We start from the raw sequence: 18,445 nt of genomic DNA, 5'->3' as shown, positions 1-18,445 counted from the left end.
ACGCTGTAGGTACGGCACAGTCGAGGGAAAGGTCCCACGATGATCAGCGTCCCCACGCACACGCTCAACGACGGCACGGCTCTCCCCGCTCTCGGCCTGGGCACCTGGCCGATGCCCGACGCGGAGGCGGAACAGGCCGTGTCCGAGGCCCTCGGCATGGGCTACCGCCTGGTCGACACGGCCACCAACTACTCGAACGAGTCCGGAGTCGGGCGCGGTGTCGCCCGCAGCGGCGTGCCCCGGGAGGAGGTCGTGGTGACGACGAAGCTCCCGGGCCGGCACCACGGCTACGAGGAGACCCTGGCCTCCTTCGAGGAGTCCCGCGGCCGGCTGGGCGTGGACTACGTCGACCTGTATCTGATCCACTGGCCGCTCCCCCGGGTCGGAAAATACGTCGACTCCTGGCGGGCCATGATCAAACTGCGGGAGGAGGGCCTGATCCGTTCCATCGGCGTCTCGAACTTCACCGTTGAGCATCTCGAGCGGCTGGAGAAGGAGACCGGGGTGCTGCCGTCCGTCAACCAGATCGAACTCCACCCGTTCTTCCCGCAGGAGGAGCTGCGCGCCTTCCACGCCGCCAAGGGCATTCGCACCGAGAGCTGGACTCCTCTCGGGCGCGGCAAGGGCCTGCTCGACGACCCCGTCGTCATCGGCATCGCCGAGACCTTCGGTGTGACGCCCGGCCAGGTGGTCCTGCGCTGGCACACCCAGCTGGGCGCGGTGCCCATCCCGAAGTCCTCGAACCCCGAGCGGCAGCGGGCGAACCTCGACGTCTTCGGCTTCGAACTGGACTCCGGCCAGCTCGGCGCGATCGCTGACCGGGCCCACCGGCGACTCGGCGGGGACCCAGAGGTGCACGAGGAGTTCTGAGCCGCCCCGCCGGGTACTCGGGGCGCACGAGGCAGGGCGTACGGAAGGAGCCGGAGGTGGGTGAACAGGACCGGCTGCGGGACTATCGCGGCAAACGCGACTTCGGACGGACCAAGGAACCGCAGGGGCGGTCGGCCGCCTCGGGCGAGGAGCCCCGCTTCGTCGTGCAGATCCATGACGCCGGCACCATGCACTTCGACTTCCGGCTCCAGGTCGGCGACGTACTGAAGTCGTGGTCGATCCCCAAGGGCCCCTCCGGCGATCCGCAGGACAAGCGGCTCGCCGTGCCCACGGAGGACCATCCGCTGGAGTACGAGGAGTTCGAGGGCGTGATTCCGCAGGGCGAGTACGGCGGCGGCACCGTGATCGTCTGGGATCACGGCACCTATGAGCCGCTGAGCCACGACCGCAAGGGGCGGCCCGTCGACTTCGAGGAGTCGCTCGAACACGGGCATGCCCGGTTCCGCCTCAAGGGTTCGAAGTTGCACGGCGAGTACGCCCTCACCCGCTTCCGCGGCGGGAAGGACGGGGACACCGAGGAGGCCTGGCTGCTGGTGAAGGCGGGCGGAGGAGCCCACGGGCACGGGACGCCGGATCCGCGGCGGGCCCGCTCCGTCAACAGCGGCCGTACCCTCGCCCAGGTCACGGCGGCTGCCGGGGAGCGGTGAGCGGCGGTGTCCGGCCTGCTGGACTCGCTCCCCGACGACCAGCAGGGGCTGCTGCGCACGGGGCGCCCGGGCGCGGAGCCGGCCGCCCGTCCGATGCTCGCGACGCTCAGTGACCGGCGGGACTTCGACAGCGGGTGGATCTTCGAACGGAAGCTGGACGGCATCCGGCTGCTGGCGGTGCGGGACGGCGAGCGGGTCACGCTGCTGTCGCGGACGGGACGTCGCCTGAACGACACATATCCGGAGATCGTGGCGGCGCTGGCCGCCCAGTCCTGCACGGACTTCACCGTGGACGGGGAGGTCGTCGCGTTCAACCGGGGCCGCACCGACTTCGCCCGGCTCCAGCAGCGCATGGGTCTGACCCGCCGAGGGGACATCGAGGCGAGCGGTGTCGCGGTGACTTACTACGTGTTCGACCTGCTCGCGCTGGAGGGCGCGGACCTCACCCGGCTGCCGCTCAGGACTCGGAAGTCCCTGTTGCGCCGCGCCCTGACCTACCGCACTCCGCTGCGGCTGACCTCTCACCGCAACGAGGGCGGCGCCGACCTGCTGGCCGTCTCCTGCGCCCACGGCTGGGAAGGCCTGATCGCCAAACGGGCCGACAGTGACTACCAGCCGCGCCGCTCCAGGGACTGGCTGAAGCTCAAGTGCTCCCAGGGGCAGGAGTTCGTCGTCGGAGGGTTCACCGAACCGGCGGGCAGCCGGGGCGGCCTGGGGGCGTTGCTCCTCGGCTACCAGGAGCACGGGAAGCTGCGGTACGCGGGCAAGGTCGGCACCGGCTTCGACCGCTCCACGCTGCTCTCGCTGCGGGAACGGCTCGACCGACTGCGCGCGGCCGACCCGCCGTTCGAGGGCCGGGTGCGTCAGGCGGGCGCCAGGTGGGTGCGGCCGGAGCTGGTCGCGCAGATCGACTTCACCGAGTGGACGCGGGACGGCTTGCTGCGGCATCCGCGGTTCCTGGGGCTGCGGGACGACAAGAAACCGCAGGACGTCGTGCGGGAGCGGCCGAGCGCCTGAGAGCGCCCGGTCGGATCCAGGGATTGCTCCAACTGGCTTTGTGCGTCTCGTATGATCACCGCGGCAATCCTTCTCTGCACCAGGAGATCCCCCCATGAACATTGCCCTGCGTACGGCGGTCACCGGAGCGGTGACCGCCGCTACCGTCCTCATCTGCGCGCCCGCGCAGGCCACACCGCCGGGACCTGGCGTCTCTGCCCGGCTCATCGGTCAATGGACGGTCGGGAGCACCGACTACACCGTGCGGGAGATAACGATCCCGCGCGGCCAGGCCACCGGCTGGCACTACCACGACGGCCCCCTGTACGCCGTGGTGAAGGAGGGCACGCTCAGCCACTTCGACTCCGACTGCGCCTCCGACGGCGTGTACCCCAAGGGCAGCTTCGTGCAGGAGCCTGCGGGATCCGACCATGTGCACATCGGCCGCAACCTCGGCGACACCGATGTCGTCCTCGACGTGCTCTATGTGCTGCCGCACGGCGCGCCGTTCTCCGAGGACGCTCCCAACCCCGGCTGCTCCTTCCAGTGATCAGACCGGGGGCAGGGTCTGTTCGGCCCAGATGGTCTTCCCCCGGCCCGTCTGGCGGCTGCCCCAGCGCTGAGTGAGCTGGGCGACCAGCAGCAGTCCGCGGCCGCCCTCGTCGAAGGCGTGCGCCCGGCGCAGATGCGGTGAGGTGGAACTGCCGTCGGAGACCTCGCAGATGAGGCTGCGGTCGCGGATCAGCCGCAGCTGGACGGGGGGCGCGCCGTACCGGATCGCGTTGGTGACCAGTTCGCTGACGACCAGTTCGGTGACGAAGGCGGCCTCGTCCAGGCCCCAGGCGGTCAGCTGCTCGGTGGCCGCCTGGCGGGCCGCGGCCACGCGTTCCGGATCGGAGGTGATGTCCCAGGTGGCGACCCGGTCCTCGCCCAGCGCCCGGGTGCGGGCCAGCAGCAGCGCCACGTCGTCACTGGGCTCCTCCGGCAGCACGGCCTTGAGGACCGTGTCGCACAGGGTGTCGAGGGTGTCGGCGCGGGCGGTCAGTGCGCGGCACAGTTCGGCCGTCGCGTGGTCGACGTCGCGGTCTCGGTCCTCGATCAGGCCGTCCGTGTACAGGGCGACCACGGCGCCCTCGGGCAGTTCCAGCTGCGTCGCCTCGAAGGGCAGGCCGCCGACGCCGAGCGGGGGTCCCGCCGTCATGGGGACGAGGCTCGCGGTGCCGTCGGGCAGCAGCACGGCGGGCGGTGGATGGCCGGCCGCGGCGAGGTCGAGGCGGCGCGAGACGGGGTCGTAGACGGCGTAGAGGCAGGTGGCGCCGAGCTCCGCGACCTCGTCACCGTCGTCCGACGCCAGGTGGGTGACCAGGTCGTCCAGGTGGGTGAGGAGTTCGTCCGGCGGCAGGTCCACGTCCGCGAGGGTGCGTACGGCGGTGCAGAGGCGGCCCATGGTGGCCGAGGAGGCGATGCCGTGCCCCACCACGTCGCCGACGACCAGGGCGACGCGGCTGCCGGAGAGCGGGATCACGTCGAACCAGTCGCCGCCGATGCCGACCAGTGAATCGGAGGGCAGATAGCGGTGGGCCACCTCGACCGCCGCCTGTCCGGGCAGACCTTTCGGCAGCAGGCTGTTCTGCAGGGCCAGTGCGGTGGTGCGTTCGCGGCAGAAGCGGCGGGCGTTGTCGATGCAGACGGCGGCGCGGCTGGCGAGTTCCTCGGCGAGAACGGCGTCGTCGTCGCCGTAGTCGTCCGGATTGGCGATGCGGACGGCGACCGCGACGCCCAGGGTGGTGCCGCGGGCCCGCAGCGGTACGGCGAGCATCGAGTGCACGCCCTTGCGGTGGGGGCGGCCCCCGGGGGCTCGCGCATTGCGCTCGGCGACCCAGCGCACGAATTCCTGCTCACCCGCATGGCTGAGGACGGCCCGCCCGGTGCGCAGTGCCTTCGCGGGCGGCGAGAACGACGGGTAGAAGTCGGTGTCGCCCACATGCACGGCGGCTTCGGGTGTGCCCTCGGTGACCGAGCCGTGGGCGACGCGGCGCAGCACGATGTCCGTCTCCGGCAACACGGGGTGCTCCTCCGCGCCGAGGACCCAGTCGAGCAGGTCGACGCTGGCGAAGTCGGCGTAGCGGGGCACCAGCAGTTCGACGAGTTCCTCGGCGGTGCGGACCACGTCCAGCGTCGTGCCGATGGAGGCCGCCGCCTCGTTCAGCAGCGCCAGACGCTCGCGGGCCCAGTACTGGTTGCTGCTGTCGAAAGCGGCCAGGGCGACCGCGCTCACCTCGCCCGAGGCGTCCCGCACGGGCCACATCTCGGTGGTCCAGGCATGCTCCCGGTTCAGGGCGGGCGCGCCGGTGTAGCTCTCGTACCGGGCCGGCCGGCCCGTCTCGGCCACCTGGCGCAACTTGGCCAGGAAGCCGCTGCTGTGCACCGCGTCCTCCACGGTGTCGGAGAAGAAGCGCCCGAGGAGGGCGTCCTCCGATACCCCCATCACCCGGCAGGCCACGCCGTTGACGCGCAGATAGCGCTGGCGGGTGTCGAAGACGGACATCGACATGGAGGCCTGTTCGAAGGCGTGGCCGGCCAGGGTCGACTCGCCGGGCGGCTCGGCCGTGATGATGTAGCCGTCCGGTTCGCCGTCCCCGCCGAGCACAGCGGTCGCCCTGAGGGCGAGTACGACGGGCGAGCCGTCGTGGTGGCGCAGGACGACCGTGCCGGTCAGGGCCGCCACGGCCGCGGACGGCGGCTCCTCGGCGAGCAGGTCCCGCACCGCGCGGCCCACGGCCTCCTCGGCGGGGTATCCCGTCAGCCTCCGGGCACCTTCGCTCCACCCGGTCACGATGCCCCGGGCATCGACGATCGCCGCAGCGGGGGCGTGCTCCATAGAGTTCAGGATGGTTCTTTTGTCGCAGTGCTTCAACCGAGACGGAGGGCCGGGCGGGCCCTCCGTCTCGCGGCGGTCACTTCTGCCGGTCGCGCAGGGCGGCGAGGGCCCGGTCGGCGTGGGTGTTCATGCGCAGCTCGCTGCGGACGATCTCCAGGACGGTGCGGTCCTCCGCTATGACGAAGGTGACCCGCTTGGTGGGGGCCAGGGTGAAACCGCGCTTGACGCCGAACCGCTCGCGGATGGTGCCGTCGGTGTCGGACAGCAGCGGCATGCCGAGGTTGTGGCGGCCGGTGAACTCCTGCTGTTTCTCGACGGAGTCACCGCTGATGCCCACGGGCCGGGCGCCGACGGCCGCGAACTCGGCGGCCAGGTCACGGAAGTGGCAGGCCTCCGCGGTGCAGCCCGCGGTGAGCGCGGCGGGATAGAAGAACAGCACGATGGGTCCGTCGGCGAGCAGCTCGGACAGGGTGCGGGTGGTGCCGGTCTCGTCCGGCAGTTCGAAGTCGTCGATCTTGTCGCCGACGTTCACACGCTCGCTCACCTACCGGCCCTCCCCGTTCTTCGCGACGCTGCGGGCCCACAGCACGAGGGGCACCTGCAACGGCAGCCGCCCGATGGCCGCGGCCTTCTGCGGGGTGGGGCGGTGCCGCCAGTCGACGGCCATCTTCACGTTGGCGGGGAACACGCCGACGAAGAACGCGGCGGCGGCGAGGGCCGCGGGCTTGCGGGTGCGGGGCAGTGCGATGCCCGCCGCGAGGGCCAGTTCGGCGGCGCCGCTGGCGTACGTCCATGTCCTGGGCCTGCCCGGCAGGGCCTCGGGGATGGTCTCGTCGAACTGGCGCGGCGAGGCGAAGTGGGCGACACCCGCGGCGGCCAGCAGGCCGGCGAGCAGCAGGGGCGAGCGTTCGGACCGTGGCACGGTTCCTCCTCTGATGACCTGCTGCCGGATGTTACCCGAGGGTAGAGGGGGTGGTTCCGGCGGCCGGGCCCGGTCCGGAAGTCGGGCCCTGCGTGCGACGGTCGTGGGTTCCCGGGGTGTGGCCGAACGAGCGGCGGAAGACGTCGATGAAGGCGCTGGTGGAGGACCAGCCGCAGTGGTGGGCGACGCTCGTGACGGGGGTGCCGTCGGCCAGCATGCGCAGGGCGTGGTAGAGGCGGGACTGGGTGCGCCACTGCGGGAAGGTCATGCCGAACTCGCGGCGGAAGAGCCGGCTGAGGGTGCGTTCGGCGGCCCCGGTGGCCGCGCCGAGGGCGGCCAGGGTGCGCGGGTCGGCGGGGTTCGTGTGGACGATCGCACAGACGGCGGCCAGCCGGGGCTCGGTGGGGGTGGGCAGGCGCATCGGCTGCTGGGGAGAGGCGCGCAGCTGGTCGCGCAGGACGGCGAGCAGGCGGCCGCGTTCGGGGGTGTCGTCACCGGGGCCGCGGGTGTAGGTGAGGATCAGTTCGCGCAGCAGCGGGCTGACCGCGAGGACGGTCGGGGCGTCCAGGCCGAGGGGGTTGTCGTCGGCGGGCAGGCCCACCAGATGCAGGTCGAGGTGGCCGTGGGCGCGGTGGGAGTGGACGGTGCCCGCGGGGACCCAGATGGCGCGAGTGCCGGGGGCGAACCAGGTGCCGGCGTCGGTGGTGACGGCGAGGACGCCGGAGCCCGCGTAGACGATCTGGTGCTCGTCGTGCCGGTGTGCGTCGATGCGCTCTCCGGCGGCCAGGCTCCGGGCCCGGGTGGGCGCCTTGTGCGAGTGGCGGATGTTCGACACAAGAAGGCAGATTGTCGAAAGCGAGCCGATCGCCGCTCCCGGGACGATCGCAGGGTGTCCATGCATCGCAACGCGCCCATCACCCTGCTCTCCCTGGGGCACGCCTGTGTCGACGTGTACCAGGGGGCAGTGGCGGCGCTCGTGCCGTGCTTCGTCTCGGAGCGCGCCTACAGCTACGCCGCCGCCTCGGGCGTCGTCCTGGCCGCATCTTTGCTGTCTTCCGTGGTGCAGCCGCTGTTCGGGGTGCTCACCGACCGGTGGACGATGCCGTGGCTGCTGCCGGCCGGCACGCTGGCCGGGGGCGCCGGTGTGGCCGTGTGCGGGGTCGGCGACTCGTACGCGCTGACGCTCACGGCGGTCGCCGTGTCCGGGATCGGCGTCGCCGCCTACCATCCGGAGGCCGCCGGGCGGCCCGCGCCGCCGCGGGTGGCAGCAACACCGCGATGGGCTGGTTCTCCCTCGGCGGCAACCTCGGCTTCGCGGCCGCACCGCTGCTTGTCACGGCCGTCGTCGCCACCGGGGGCCTGAGCGCCTCTCCCCTGCTGGTCGTACCGGCGGTGGCGGGGACTGCGCTGTGCGCGGCCGCGGTGCGTTCATCGGGAAGCCGCGGCGCGGTCCTGTGTACGACCGCATCCGGCGGCCGCGACGACTGGGCCTCGTTCCTGCGGCTCTCCGGTGCCATCGTGTGCCGCTCGATCGTCTTCGTCGGGCTCAGTGCCTTCGTCTCGCTCTACGTCCGCCATCGGACGGGCGGCGGGGAGGCGGCCGGCACGGTGGCGTTGTTCGTGCTGTACGGGGGCGGTGCGCTGGGCACGGTGGCCGGGGGTCGGCTCGCCGACCGGTTCGGGCGGGTCGCGGTGGTGCGCCGGTCGTACGCCCTGACCGTCCTGGCCGTGGCGGGCGTGATCCTGGTTCCCGGCCCGGCGGTCCATCTGTTCGTGGCGCTCACCTCGGCCGGCCTGTACGTCCCCTTCGCGCTGCACATCACCCTCGGCCAGGACTTCCTGCCACGGCGGCCGGGCACGGCGAGCGGGGTCACGCTGGGGCTGACGGTGAGCGTCGGCGGACTCGCCGCCCCGGCCCTGGGGGCGCTGGCCGACGCCACCTCCCTGCGGACCGCCCTGGTCCCGCTGATCGTGCTGCCCGGCCTGGGCCGGCTGCTGCTGTGCGGTCTGCGGGAGCCCGCTGCGGCGGTGGAGCCGGCGGCCGTGCGGCCGCCTCGTCGGCGCCCCCGCGCGCCCTCGACGTGAGGACGGCGTCGGCTCAGGCGGTACCCGCCGGCGCGGTCGTCTGCTCCTGTGCCTCCACCTCGACGGCGGCGGCGAGGAAGTCGTCGACCATGCGGTGGAAGAGGGTGGCCAGCTGCCGCAGCTCCTCCGGCTCCCAATGGGACAGGGCCACCTGCATGCCCCGCGAACCGGCGTCACGGATGCGGTCGATGGCCTGCTGCCCGGCCTCGGTCAGCTCGATGCGCTGGGCGCGCCGGTCATCGGGGTCCGGCACGCGGGTGACATGGCCGGACTTCTGCAGCTGCTGCACGGTACGGGTGACGTGGGACGCCTCCACTCCCAGCCGGGCGGCCAGCTCCCCCGGGCGCAGCGGCTCCGAATCGGCGACGTGCCGCAGCAGCGCCACGGCCGCCCGGTCCAGCGGAACACCGGCCAGGGCCATCAGCCGGTCGTGCCACCGGGCGCGCGTGCTCAGGTAGGTGATGCGGGTGAGCGCACGCTCGATCTCGATCACTTCGTCCGAGGCGGGGGTGTCGGGGATCTCGGGGAGCGGTGGAGTGGACATGCGATCCACTTTACCGTTTGTTGCGTAACTCAAGTAATCAACGGGGGGGGTGTTCTCCCTGCGTACCGGGGCCGCAGGACGCCGACCGCACTACGCCCCGGGGCCGTCGGGGCATTGTGTTCCCGTTGCCCGGACGTCGAGTCCGTCCGGCCCGGTGACGGTCACCGGCTGCAGGTCGGCCCCCGGGGCGATGACGCGTTGTGCCGCGACGGTCGTGCAGATGAGCTGTGCCGCGGCGAGGTCACCCGAGTCCGAACCGGCCGACAGCCGGATGGTCACGCGGCCTTCGCGGGAGGTCACGGTCACACGGGACATCAGGGACGCCTCCGGCGGCAGCACCGTGTACAGGCCAGCGGCCTGTTCCTCCCGGGTCGGCCCCTTCAACAGCACCCGTACGGCGGACTCGGGATCGATCAGGCCGGCGATCCTGCGGTCCACGCCCCGCAGGGCACCGTCGTGCACGAAGTAGACCCGCATCGTCGGCCCGACCCCGCTCGCGGGCTCGCCTGCCTCCACCACTCCGGTCGTGGGAATGCCGCAGGAGGTGAGCGCGCCCAGCATCAAGAGCCACATCAGGAAGGCGGCTCGGCGGCCGGCTCTCATGGCCTGCCCCCTCGTGCCGATGCGTCGCCGTCGGCCTGCCCCTGCTGCGACTGCTCATTGTGCAGCGGGAGTTCGACGGTGAAGACGGCACCGCCCTCCGGCCGGTTCGCGGCGAGCACTCTGCCGCCGTGCACGCGGACGTTCTCGGCGGTGATCGCAAGACCCAGGCCGCTGCCCTCGGTGCGGGTGCGGGCGGCGTCCGACTTGTAGAAGCGCTCGAAGACATGGGGCAGCACGGCGTCGGGGATGCCCGGCCCGCTGTCCAGTACCTCGATGACCGCCAGTCGCTCTGCCCCGGTCCGTCCCGCCTCGGTCAGACGCAACAGGACAGGGCGGGCGCCGTGCCGCAGGGCATTGCCGACCAGGTTCGCCACGACGACGTCGAGGCGGCGGGGGTCGACGCGCCCGCGCAGTGCGTCGGGCGGCGGCAACTCGGTCTCCACCAGGCCGGTCCAGCCACGGGCGGCGAGGGTGCGGCGCAGCGACTCGGCGAGGTCGATCTCGTCCAGGTGCAGCACTGCGGCGCCCGCGTCGAAGCGGGAGATCTCCATCAGATCGTCCACCAGACGGGCCAACTTCACGGTCTCCTCACTGATCAGCCGGACCGCGGTGGCGGTGTCCGGGTCGAGGCGGGCGGCCTCCTCGTCGAGGACGTCGGTGACCGCGGACATGGCGGCCAGCGGGGTGCGCAGTTCGTGCGAGACATCCGCGGCGAACCGGCGGGCCCGGGCCTCCATGCCGCGCAGTTCGGCCACCGACGCCTCCAGGGCGGCGGCCGTTTCGTTGAACGTGTGCGACAGATCGGCGAGTTCGTCGGAGCCGTCGACGGCGAGCCGGGTGTCCAGCCGTCCCTCGGCGATGCTGCGGGTGGCGCCGCGCAGCGCCCGCACCGGCCTGAGCACCCCGCGCGCGGCGAGCAGGGCCAGCAGCACGGCCAGCACCAGGGCGGGCACGGTGGCCCGTTCGATGGCGGTGACCAGGGCATCGACGTGCGCCTTTTCCTTGGTCTGCGCCACGATCAGGAAGACCTGGAGGCCCGAGTCGCCCACGCCTGAGGCGAAGGTGACCGACATGCCGACGACGAGTGCGGTGTGGTCGCCGCTGGCCACCCGCTGGAAGACGGTGGCCAGTCTGGTGTCGACCGCCTTGCGCAGAGCCGGTGTGAGTTCCTCGAACCGGTCGCCCGCCAAGGACGTCGCGCTCAGATCGCGGTAGGTGGCCATGACGCGCCAGGTCCCGGAGGGATCGGTCGCGGCCATGTCGACCGCGAACCGCCGCAGTTCGGACTCGGTCGGCGGCACGACGACCTCGGGGGCGAGCCGGTTCGCCTGGGCGCGCAGCTGGGCGATCACCGCGTCCTGGCTCTGCTGGAGCAGACCTGTGCGGGCCTCGCGGAAGCTCAGGGCTCCGGTGGTCGTCGCGGTGAGCGCGGCCACGAGCGCGAACGCGACGACCAACCGGGTGCGCAGACCGCGCAGTTGGGGCACCCTGAAGCGCTCCGCCAACGCGCGTGGGGCCTTGGGCGTGCGCGTCACAGGGAGGCGAACCGGTAGCCGAAGCCGCGCACCGTCTCGATGTAGCGGGGTTCGCCCATCTTGGCGCGCAGCCGTTTGACGCAGGCGTCCACCAGGCGCGCGTCCGCGTGGTAGCTGTGTTCCCAGACCGCTTCCAGGAGTTGCTGCCGGCTGAACACCTGGCCGGGTGAGGCGGACAGGGTCATCAGGAGCCGCAGTTCGGAGGCGGCGAGCGCCACCGGCGTCCCCCTCAGGGTCACCGAGAAACCGGCCCGGTCGACGGTCAGGTCCCCGTAGCGGTCGAGCTTGGGTATGCCGCCGTCGCCGGGTGCGCCGGCCACCCGGCGCAGCACGGCACGGATCCGCGCCTCCAGCACCCGGGCCTGCACGGGCTTGACGACGTAGTCGTCGGCTCCGGCCTCCAGTCCTACGACGATGTCCTCGTCGTCGCCCCGCGCGGTGGCCATGATGATCGGCAGCGTCTGGTCGAGAGCGCGCAGCGCGCGGCACACGTCCAGTCCGGGCATGCCGGGCAGCATCAGGTCCAGCACCACGACATCGGGCCGGAAGGATCGCACCAGCTCCAGCCCCTCCTCACCCGTCACGGCGGTGGCGACCTCGTGCCCCTGACGGCGCAGGGCGAGGGCGACGCCCTCCCGCACGGCACGGTCGTCTTCGATCAGCAGAACTCGCGGCATGGCCTCAGTATCGGTATCTCCCCCGGCCGACCGGGCTTCTGTTACGGGATGATCATATGCGCCCGCAGCCGAGAGGGCGTTACCTTTTCGTTATCGCTCGGGCCAGGTCCGATCACATATCGATCACAACCTGAACGACCATGACCGCGCACAAAGCAACTCGCTCGTCCCATCGCCGTCGTCGCAAAGGTGCCTCGCACGCCGCCGCTCGTCGGTCGAGAACGAGAGTGTGGGGAGGTCTGGCCGCGCTGACCGTTCTGAGCGTCACTGGTTTCGCGGCCGTGGGCTGGACGTCCGCCGACGCGCACAACGACGGGGCCCGATCCCCCGCACACGCGAAGCCGGGCTCCGAGCCCTCGCGCTCACCCCGCCCCGTCACGAGGTCTCCCAGCCCGTCCGCCAGCGCCTCCGCCCCGCCCGGCCCGAAGATCCCGGCCACGGGGCCGGGCACGTTCACCACCGCGGCCGGCACGAGCGCCAAGGCCGGGACCGGCACGGCACTGCGCTACCGGGTCGAGGTCGAGCAGAACATCGACCTGTCCGCCGCCTCCGCCGCCAAGGAGGTGGAGCGCATCCTCGCCGACCGGCGCGGCTGGACCCAGGGCGGCCGCCACGCGTTCCAGCGGGTCTCCGACGGCCCCACCGACTTCGTCGTACGGGTCGCGACCCCCGGGACGGTGGACAGGACGTGCCAAGAGGGGGGCCTGGACACCGAAGGCCGGTACAACTGCAGCGTCAACCACAAGGTGATGGTCAACCTCGAACGCTGGCTGCTCGCCACCCCCGTCTACGCCAAGGACGTCACGGCCTACCACGCGCTGATCATCAACCACGAGGTCGGCCACTTCCTCGGACACGGCCATGTCACCTGTCCCGGTCCGGGACAGCCGGCCCCGGCGATGATGCAGCAGATCAAGGGCATGCACGGCTGTGCGCCCAACGTGTGGCCGTACGACGAGCGGGGACGCTACCTCACCGGCCCCGCCGCCCCATGAAGTTCAGACCCCCGTCACCCTCGCGTCGGTGCGCACGGCCTCGCCCCAGGCGGCTCCGGCCGCGATCGCCTCCCGCCATGGCCGGAGGGCCCTGGGCGGCACGCCCACCGCAAGCGCACCGCTCACCCTGCCGCCGGTGCGATACGCGGCCACGAACCCGGCCTCGGCCAAGTCCCCGTCGACGACGGCGACTTCGTCGTGCCCGCGCAGGTATCCGCAGGCCTGGATCTTCATGTCGTACTGGTCGGACCGGAAGTACGGCACCGGGGCGAACGGCTTGCGGGCGGCCGGGCGCAGCAGGTTGCGGGCTGCGGCCATGCCTGTTCGGCGGCGTTGGTGCGGTGCTCGATCCGCATGGACGCACCGAACAAGGGGTTGTGCCATTGGGCCACGTCGCCGGCCGCGTACACGTTCCGGGCGGCCTCGCAGTACTCGTCGCAGACCACGCCGTCACCGACGGCCAGCCCGCTGCCCTCCAGCCACTCGGCGTTGGGCTGTGAACCGACGGCGACCAACACCTCGTCGCCCTCGATGAGTTCGCCGTCCGCGAGCCGCACCCCGTGCTGGGTCACCTCGCTCACGGTGACCCCGCGGCGCAGATCCGACCTCGTCCTGACGGACATCCGACGGCTCGGCCGCCACCCCCGCGATCTGTGGCAATCCCGAGCCGGCAGGCACGCGCACGCCGGTCCTCACCACGTTCGAGAGATCGACGAGTACGTCCCCGAGGCGCTGCCGCCGGCGCGAGCGGGTTCCTCGGCAGGGGCGTGACCGCGGACGCGCTGCTCGACGGCATCCGGACCGCGACCGCGCCCAACTCGTCGTGATCGCCTACCGGTCGGGGCTCGTGCAGGCATCGCCGACCGCGGGGCGCTAAGAACCGCGAGCTGCGAGCTGCGGGCTCAGCCCGCGGAGAGCTTGTCCAGCCACTGTTCCAGCAGAGCCGACTCCGCCGGTGTGAACACCGGGGACCGTGCGGCCCGCAGGCGGGCCGCGAGCGTCGCGGCGGCGACCGGGACGGCGCTGTCCGGGGCGCCCGGCTCGCGCGTCTCGGGCGGGCGGGTCAGCGAGTCGAGCACGCTGTCGCGCAGACGCTCGGAGAACTGCGGGTCCGGGTACTGCTCGGGCCTGGTCAGCATCGACAGAGCCGCCCCCACATTGGCGGACATGATCATCTGCGTGGCAAGGGCCGGCGGGACGGTGAGCCGGCCGGCGGCGGCGCAGCGTTCGAGGATCCCGTGCAGCAGGGCGTGCGCCTCCTTGGCCGCCGCGGGTGGGGCCGTCAGCTCGGGCGAGTACATCAGGCGGTAGTGGTTGGGGTGCTCCAGCGCGAAGCGCATGTGGTTGTCCCAGCCGCTCCTGAGGTCGGCGACCGGGTCGTCGCTGGGCCGCGCCGCCCGCTTGGAGGCGAGGTATTCCTCGAAGCCCCGGTCGACGACGGCGGCCAGCAGCCCGGCCTTGTCGCCGAACAGCCGGTAGAGCATCGGCGCCCCCACCCCGGCCGCCTCGCACACCGCACGCGTCGAGACATCGGCGACCGGTGCCTTCGCCAGCAGGTCCGCGGCCGCTTCCAGGATTTTTTCCCTCGCATCCATGCGTCCAAGGTACGCCATCCGTAGCGACGATACGAAGTCGGCAATACCGACGCTACGAATCTGTGTTATCGTCGATACGAACAAGACGTAGCAGCGCTAACAAGCGAAGGGTGCAGCCATGACCACTCAGTCCCCCACGGGCCGGCGTGTCGCGATCGTGACGGGCGGATCGCGCGGCATCGGCCGGCAGGTCGCCGAGCGGCTCGCCGCCGACGGGTTCTCGGTCGTCGTCGGATACGCAGGCAACAAGGACGCGGCCGACGACGTCGTACAGGCCATCGAGGCCGCAGGCGGCTCGGCGTACGCCGCCTGCGCGGACGTAGGCGACGAGACAGCGGTGGCCGCCCTGTTCGACCTCGCGGAGGCCACCTACGGCGGCATCGACGCGGTCGTGCACGCGGCCGGACGCATGCTCCTCTCCCCCGTCACCGAACTCGACCTCGGCGAGCTCGACGCCCTTTACCACACCAACATCCGCGGCACGTTCGTCGTCGACCAGCAGGCCGCCCGGCGCCTGCGCCCGGGCGGGGCGCTCGTCAACTTCTCCACGTCGGTGCTGGGTCTCGCCTTCCCCGGCTACGGCGCCTACGCCGCGAGCAAGGGGGCGGTCGAGGCGCTGACGCTGATACTCGCCCGGGAGCTGCGCGGCCGTGACGTGACCGTGAACGCGGTGGCGCCCGGCCCCACCGCCACCGAGCTCTTCCTCGACGGCAAGGACGAGGAGACCATCGCCCGTCTGGCCGCGCAGCCGCCGCTGGAGCGCCTGGGGACGCCGCAGGACATCGCGGGCGTCGTGTCCTTCCTGGTCGGCGCCGAGGGCCGCTGGATCAACGGACAGGTGGTGCGGGCCAACGGCGGCATCATCTGACGGCCGCGCCGTCCTTCGAGTAGCACAGAGTTCGACAGTTCGAAAGGAACAGTCGTGAGCGACAGCAAGGTCATTCTCGTCACCGGTGCCTCCAGCGGTTTCGGCGCCCTCACCGTCCGCGCTCTCGCCGAGCGCGGGCACACGGTCTACGCCGGCATGCGCGCCCTCGGCAGCCGCAACGCTCAAGCCGCCGCCGACCTGGCCGCGCACGCGGCCGAGCACGGAGTCGGCCTGTACGCCGTGGAACTGGACGTGACACGGCAGGACAGCGCGGACGCGGCCGTCGCCCGCGTGGTCGCCGAACAGGGCCGCCTCGACGTCCTGGTCCACAACGCCGGGCACATGGTGCTGGGCCCGGCCGAGGCCTTCACCCCCGAGCAACTGGCGGGCGTCTACGACACCAACGTGCTCGGCACCCAGCGCGTCAACCGGGCGGCCCTGCCCCGGCTGCGCGCGCAGGGACAGGGGCACCTCGTGTGGATCGGCTCCTCCAGCACACGCGGCGGCTGCCCGCCCTTCCTCGCCCCGTACTTCGCGGCGAAGGCCGCCATGGACGCCCTCGCGGTGAGCTATGCCGCCGAGCTCATACGGTTCGGGATCGACACCTCGATCATCGTGCCGGGCGCCTTCACCTCGGGCACGAACCACTTCGCCCACGCCGGCTCACCGGCCGACGCCGACCGGGCCGCCGCCTACGACGCCCGCTACAAGGCACTGATGGACGACGTGAACGTGCGGCTGGCCGGGCTGATACCGCCGGACGCCGATGTCGCCGAGGTGGCCGAGGCCGTCGTCCGGACCGTCGAACTGCCGCCCGGCAGGCGGCCGTTCCGGGTTCACGTGGACCCGAGCCGCGACGGCAGCGAGGTCGTCTCCGTCGTGGCCGACCGCGTCCGCGCCGAGTTCTTCCGCAGGGTGGGCCTCGACGACCTGCTGACGCCGGCGAGCAGCCTGTAGCCGACGCCGTGCGCAGCCGCCCGCAGGCAGCGCCGATCAGGGGAACCCGGCCCTCGGGGCGAATGGCGGCGGACCACACCGTCGACAACTGACCCCGTGACGCTCCCCCTGATCCCGCCCATGCTCGCCACGCCCGGTTCCCTGCCGTCCGCCGCCCAGGACTCCCGCTGGGCCTACGAGACCAAGCAGGACGGCCAGCGCGTGGTGGCCTACCTCGAAGGGGACGGCAGCGTCCTGCTGCGGGCGCGGTCCGGGGAGGACATCACCGGCGCGTATCCCGAGCTGCGACCGCTGGGCGGGGCGCTCGGTGCCACGCCTGCCGTGCTCGACGGGGAGGTGCTGGCGCTGGACGAACGGGGGCGCGCCGACTTCCAGTTGCTGCAGTCCCGCATGGGGCTGGCGCACGCGCCCGGCAGGGCGGCGCGGCAGGCCGCGAAGGTGCCCGTGCACCTCGTCCTGTTCGACGTGATGCACCTGGGCGGGCAGGACCTCACGGCGCTCCCCTATGCCCGGCGGCGCGAGCGGTTGGAGCGGCTCGGCCTCCACGGCCCGTTCTGGTCCACCCCGGCCGCCCTGGTCGGGCACGGCGAACAGGCCTTGCAGGCCACGCGTGAGCACGGTCTGGAGGGCCTGGTCTGCAAGCGGCTGGACTCGTCGTACGAGCCCGGGGTGCGCTCCCGGGCCTGGATCAAGATCCGCAACATGCGCAGCGAGGATGTCGTGGTGGGCGGCTGGCTGCCCGGGAAAGGACGACTGTCGGGGCTGCCCGGCGCCGTCCTGGTGGGGCAGCGGGCCGCCGGACGCCTGCGGTACGTCGGAAGTGTGGGCACCGGCTGGAGCGAGGCCGAGCGGTCGCAGCTCGCCGCGCTGTTGCAGGCCGCGGCGACCGAGGTGTGTCCTTTCGATCCCGTGCCGTCCGTCGCGGGGGCCCGCTGGGTGGTGCCCCGGCTGATCGGCGAGGTCCGCTACAGCACCCGCACCCGGGCGGGACTGCTGCGCCAGCCGTCCTGGCTGCGGCTGAGACCCGACCTGGCGCCCGAGGACGCGTCGGCCGACATCCCGGACACCCCTGTCTGAACCCCCTACCTGACATACCGTCACGGCGCGCGCTGCTCTGAGCCAACTGCGGAGGGGCCGTCATGCGGGGTGGCCGGGGCTGATGTCCCGGGCGTCGTCGAGCCGGAGCAGGGGTCCGTCCGCGCGGCTGCCCCAGTCCTCGGGCGTGAGGACGAAGCCGACGTGGTCGCCGCCGTCGACGCGCTGTTCGACGCTGCCGACGAACCACGCGGCGGCCTCCTCCAGGAGGATCGAGCCGCCGTGTCCGCGCGTCCACGGCACGTGCGCGAACTTGTCGGTCCGGTCGCCCGTCTGGCCGCCGAACAGGGCCGCCAGCTCGTGCTGTTCCCGGGTGAGCAGATGGACAGCCAGACAGTCCGCGGCACGGGCGACGGGGTAGGTGTGGTTGGCCCTGGAGATCCACACCACGAACCGGACCGGCCGGATGGAGCACTGGGAGGAGAAGGAGACCAGACAGCCCGACCGCTCCGTGCCTGCCGCGGCCGTGACGACACACATGTCGGGACTCAGCCGGCTCATGAACGCGTCGACGTCCGTCATGTCTCCTCGCTCCTCACCGTCGTCAACAAGCCGGCAGCCCCGGTTCGGGGCGACCGCGGCCCGACACCCGACCGTCAGAGCGGTGTGCCGGGGTTCTCGGGCCGAATGCGGCCACGCCAGCCGCCGGTGGCGCCGCCCTCGCGCTCCACGTAGTCCTTGAAACGGTTCAGATCCCCCTTCACCCGCCGGTCGATCAGGCCCAGGGCGTCCGCGCTCTGCTCGGCGACCCCGCTGGGTTCCACCTCCATCACGAGCTCCACGCGGGTGTGGGTGTCGTCCAGTCGCTCGAACCGGACCGATCCCCTCTGCTGCGTGTCGCCGCCGACGGTTCGCCAGGTGATCCGGTCGTCCGGCAGCTGGTCGACGATCTCCGTGTCGAACTCGCGCCGCACCCCGCCGATGCTGGTGGTCCAGTGGTTGTGCCGGTCGTCGAGCTGCCTGACCTCGTCGACGCCCTCCATGAAGTTCGGGAACTCCTCGAACTGAGTCCACTGGTTGTACGCCATGGGCAGCGGAACCTCCACGTCCACTGCCTTCTTGACCGTGCCCATCCCTGCCTCCTTGCCAGGACCGACCGCGCCGGGCGGCAGGCCTCCTGCATGTGTGCGTGGCACCGGGTACCCCGGGAAGGC

Annotated in this window: 19 protein-coding genes and 3 pseudogenes; 10 read left to right on the top strand and 12 right to left on the bottom strand. The window is 72.1% G+C overall.

Annotated features, from left to right (window positions below; translation table 11 throughout):
* Positions 1-39 precede the first annotated feature (39 nt).
* The 4 genes from ACWDAG_RS39205 (at position 40) to ACWDAG_RS39190 (ending at position 3,084) form a co-directional block, all read left to right on the top strand.
* Positions 40-870 (top strand): aldo/keto reductase, encoded by an 831-nt coding sequence (locus ACWDAG_RS39205; protein ID WP_450700326.1) that lies wholly within the window; start codon positions 40-42, stop codon positions 868-870.
* 56 nt (positions 871-926) lie between these two features.
* A complete protein-coding gene (locus ACWDAG_RS39200) occupies positions 927-1,538 on the top strand; it encodes a DNA polymerase ligase N-terminal domain-containing protein (RefSeq protein ID WP_450700325.1) in 612 nt (203 codons plus the stop codon).
* A gap of 6 nt (positions 1,539-1,544) precedes the next feature.
* Positions 1,545-2,555, top strand: a complete 1,011-nt coding sequence (gene ligD, locus ACWDAG_RS39195; protein WP_450700324.1) for a non-homologous end-joining DNA ligase — start codon at positions 1,545-1,547, stop codon at positions 2,553-2,555.
* A gap of 94 nt (positions 2,556-2,649) precedes the next feature.
* Positions 2,650-3,084, top strand: coding sequence for a cupin domain-containing protein (locus tag ACWDAG_RS39190; RefSeq protein ID WP_450700323.1), 435 nt, complete (start codon positions 2,650-2,652; stop codon positions 3,082-3,084).
* Here the strand turns inward: ACWDAG_RS39190 and ACWDAG_RS39185 are convergent, their stop codons facing one another.
* The 4 genes from ACWDAG_RS39185 to ACWDAG_RS39170 form a co-directional block, all read right to left on the bottom strand.
* Positions 3,085-5,427 carry a SpoIIE family protein phosphatase gene (locus tag ACWDAG_RS39185; protein WP_450700364.1) on the bottom strand — a complete coding sequence of 781 codons (2,343 nt, stop codon included), beginning with the start codon at positions 5,425-5,427 and terminating at the stop codon, positions 3,085-3,087.
* Between the two features lie 64 nt (positions 5,428-5,491).
* A complete protein-coding gene (locus tag ACWDAG_RS39180) occupies positions 5,492-5,959 on the bottom strand; it encodes a peroxiredoxin (RefSeq protein ID WP_450700322.1) in 468 nt (155 codons plus the stop codon).
* The gene (locus tag ACWDAG_RS39175; RefSeq protein ID WP_450700321.1) at positions 5,960-6,337 is read right to left on the bottom strand and encodes a DoxX family protein; all 378 of its coding nucleotides are present in this window, start codon (positions 6,335-6,337) and stop codon (positions 5,960-5,962) included. It lies immediately after the preceding gene.
* A 31-nt stretch (positions 6,338-6,368) separates the two neighbouring features.
* Entirely contained in the window at positions 6,369-7,172 is an 804-nt protein-coding gene (locus tag ACWDAG_RS39170; protein ID WP_450700320.1) for an AraC family transcriptional regulator, read from the bottom strand.
* Between the two features lie 60 nt (positions 7,173-7,232).
* Between ACWDAG_RS39170 and ACWDAG_RS39165 the strand changes: the two are divergent.
* Positions 7,233-8,422: pseudogene (locus tag ACWDAG_RS39165) on the top strand (MFS transporter).
* A 13-nt stretch (positions 8,423-8,435) separates the two neighbouring features.
* On the opposite strand, the gene ACWDAG_RS39160 reads toward ACWDAG_RS39165, so the two are convergent.
* From ACWDAG_RS39160 to ACWDAG_RS39145, 4 genes are all read right to left on the bottom strand, one after another.
* Positions 8,436-8,966: a MarR family winged helix-turn-helix transcriptional regulator gene (locus ACWDAG_RS39160; RefSeq protein WP_450700319.1), complete on the bottom strand. Its 531-nt coding sequence runs from the start codon at positions 8,964-8,966 to the stop codon at positions 8,436-8,438.
* 90 nt (positions 8,967-9,056) lie between these two features.
* Positions 9,057-9,569: a GerMN domain-containing protein gene (locus ACWDAG_RS39155; RefSeq protein ID WP_450700318.1), complete on the bottom strand. Its 513-nt coding sequence runs from the start codon at positions 9,567-9,569 to the stop codon at positions 9,057-9,059.
* On the bottom strand, positions 9,566-11,056 hold the full coding sequence (locus tag ACWDAG_RS39150; protein WP_450700363.1) for a sensor histidine kinase: 1,491 nt from the start codon (positions 11,054-11,056) through the stop codon (positions 9,566-9,568). The genes ACWDAG_RS39155 and ACWDAG_RS39150 overlap by 4 nt, the downstream gene beginning before the upstream one ends.
* Before the next feature lie 44 nt (positions 11,057-11,100).
* Complete coding sequence (locus ACWDAG_RS39145; protein ID WP_450700317.1) at positions 11,101-11,781, bottom strand: response regulator transcription factor; 681 nt, start codon at positions 11,779-11,781, stop codon at positions 11,101-11,103.
* A gap of 248 nt (positions 11,782-12,029) precedes the next feature.
* Between ACWDAG_RS39145 and ACWDAG_RS39140 the strand changes: the two genes are divergently transcribed.
* Positions 12,030-12,776 carry a DUF3152 domain-containing protein gene (locus tag ACWDAG_RS39140; protein WP_450700362.1) on the top strand — a complete coding sequence of 249 codons (747 nt, stop codon included), beginning with the start codon at positions 12,030-12,032 and terminating at the stop codon, positions 12,774-12,776.
* A gap of 3 nt (positions 12,777-12,779) precedes the next feature.
* Here ACWDAG_RS39140 and ACWDAG_RS39135 read toward each other — a convergent pair.
* Positions 12,780-13,378, bottom strand: a pseudogene (locus tag ACWDAG_RS39135) (FAD-dependent oxidoreductase); the annotation flags it as partial.
* Between the two features lie 20 nt (positions 13,379-13,398).
* Here ACWDAG_RS39135 and ACWDAG_RS39130 point away from each other — a divergent pair.
* Positions 13,399-13,597 (top strand): annotated as a pseudogene (locus ACWDAG_RS39130) (DNA-binding response regulator); the annotation flags it as partial.
* 81 nt (positions 13,598-13,678) lie between these two features.
* Here ACWDAG_RS39130 and ACWDAG_RS39125 read toward each other — a convergent pair.
* Positions 13,679-14,371, bottom strand: coding sequence for a TetR/AcrR family transcriptional regulator (locus ACWDAG_RS39125; protein ID WP_450700316.1), 693 nt, complete (start codon positions 14,369-14,371; stop codon positions 13,679-13,681).
* Positions 14,372-14,489: 118 nt separating this feature from the next.
* On the opposite strand from ACWDAG_RS39125, the gene ACWDAG_RS39120 reads away from it, so the two are divergent.
* From ACWDAG_RS39120 to ligD (ACWDAG_RS39110), 3 genes are all read left to right on the top strand, one after another.
* The gene (locus ACWDAG_RS39120) at positions 14,490-15,239 is read left to right on the top strand and encodes an SDR family oxidoreductase (RefSeq protein ID WP_450700315.1); all 750 of its coding nucleotides are present in this window, start codon (positions 14,490-14,492) and stop codon (positions 15,237-15,239) included.
* 54 nt (positions 15,240-15,293) lie between these two features.
* Positions 15,294-16,196 (top strand): SDR family NAD(P)-dependent oxidoreductase, encoded by a 903-nt coding sequence (locus ACWDAG_RS39115; RefSeq protein WP_450700314.1) that lies wholly within the window; start codon positions 15,294-15,296, stop codon positions 16,194-16,196.
* Between the two features lie 96 nt (positions 16,197-16,292).
* Positions 16,293-17,273 carry a non-homologous end-joining DNA ligase gene (ligD, locus tag ACWDAG_RS39110; RefSeq protein ID WP_450700313.1) on the top strand — a complete coding sequence of 327 codons (981 nt, stop codon included), beginning with the start codon at positions 16,293-16,295 and terminating at the stop codon, positions 17,271-17,273.
* Positions 17,274-17,333: 60 nt separating this feature from the next.
* Here the strand turns inward: ligD (ACWDAG_RS39110) and ACWDAG_RS39105 are convergent, their stop codons facing one another.
* Both ACWDAG_RS39105 and ACWDAG_RS39100 read right to left on the bottom strand, forming a co-directional pair.
* Positions 17,334-17,813, bottom strand: a complete 480-nt coding sequence (locus ACWDAG_RS39105; RefSeq protein ID WP_450700312.1) for a flavin reductase family protein — start codon at positions 17,811-17,813, stop codon at positions 17,334-17,336.
* A gap of 74 nt (positions 17,814-17,887) precedes the next feature.
* Complete coding sequence (locus tag ACWDAG_RS39100) at positions 17,888-18,364, bottom strand: SRPBCC family protein (protein WP_450700311.1); 477 nt, start codon at positions 18,362-18,364, stop codon at positions 17,888-17,890.
* Between the last annotated feature and the right edge of the window lie 81 nt (positions 18,365-18,445).

Source organism: Streptomyces sp. NPDC001157, assembly GCF_053598255.1.
The sequence above is the reverse complement of the archived record's forward strand: the minus strand, read 5'-3'. Positions and strand labels throughout refer to the sequence as shown.

What these genes read in the sequence shown, in the direction of transcription:
- ACWDAG_RS39190 (WP_450700323.1), top strand. Translation starts at nt 2,650, where the DNA reads ATGAACATTGCCCTGCGTACGGCGGTCACCGGAGCGGTGACCGCCGCT.
- ACWDAG_RS39160 (WP_450700319.1), bottom strand. Translation starts at nt 8,966, where the DNA reads ATGTCCACTCCACCGCTCCCCGAGATCCCCGACACCCCCGCCTCGGAC.
- ACWDAG_RS39120 (WP_450700315.1), top strand. Translation starts at nt 14,490, where the DNA reads ATGACCACTCAGTCCCCCACGGGCCGGCGTGTCGCGATCGTGACGGGC.
- ACWDAG_RS39155 (WP_450700318.1), bottom strand. Translation starts at nt 9,569, where the DNA reads ATGAGAGCCGGCCGCCGAGCCGCCTTCCTGATGTGGCTCTTGATGCTG.
- ACWDAG_RS39205 (WP_450700326.1), top strand. Translation starts at nt 40, where the DNA reads ATGATCAGCGTCCCCACGCACACGCTCAACGACGGCACGGCTCTCCCC.
- ACWDAG_RS39105 (WP_450700312.1), bottom strand. Translation starts at nt 17,813, where the DNA reads ATGACGGACGTCGACGCGTTCATGAGCCGGCTGAGTCCCGACATGTGT.
- ACWDAG_RS39100 (WP_450700311.1), bottom strand. Translation starts at nt 18,364, where the DNA reads ATGGGCACGGTCAAGAAGGCAGTGGACGTGGAGGTTCCGCTGCCCATG.
- ACWDAG_RS39125 (WP_450700316.1), bottom strand. Translation starts at nt 14,371, where the DNA reads ATGGATGCGAGGGAAAAAATCCTGGAAGCGGCCGCGGACCTGCTGGCG.
- ACWDAG_RS39145 (WP_450700317.1), bottom strand. Translation starts at nt 11,781, where the DNA reads ATGCCGCGAGTTCTGCTGATCGAAGACGACCGTGCCGTGCGGGAGGGC.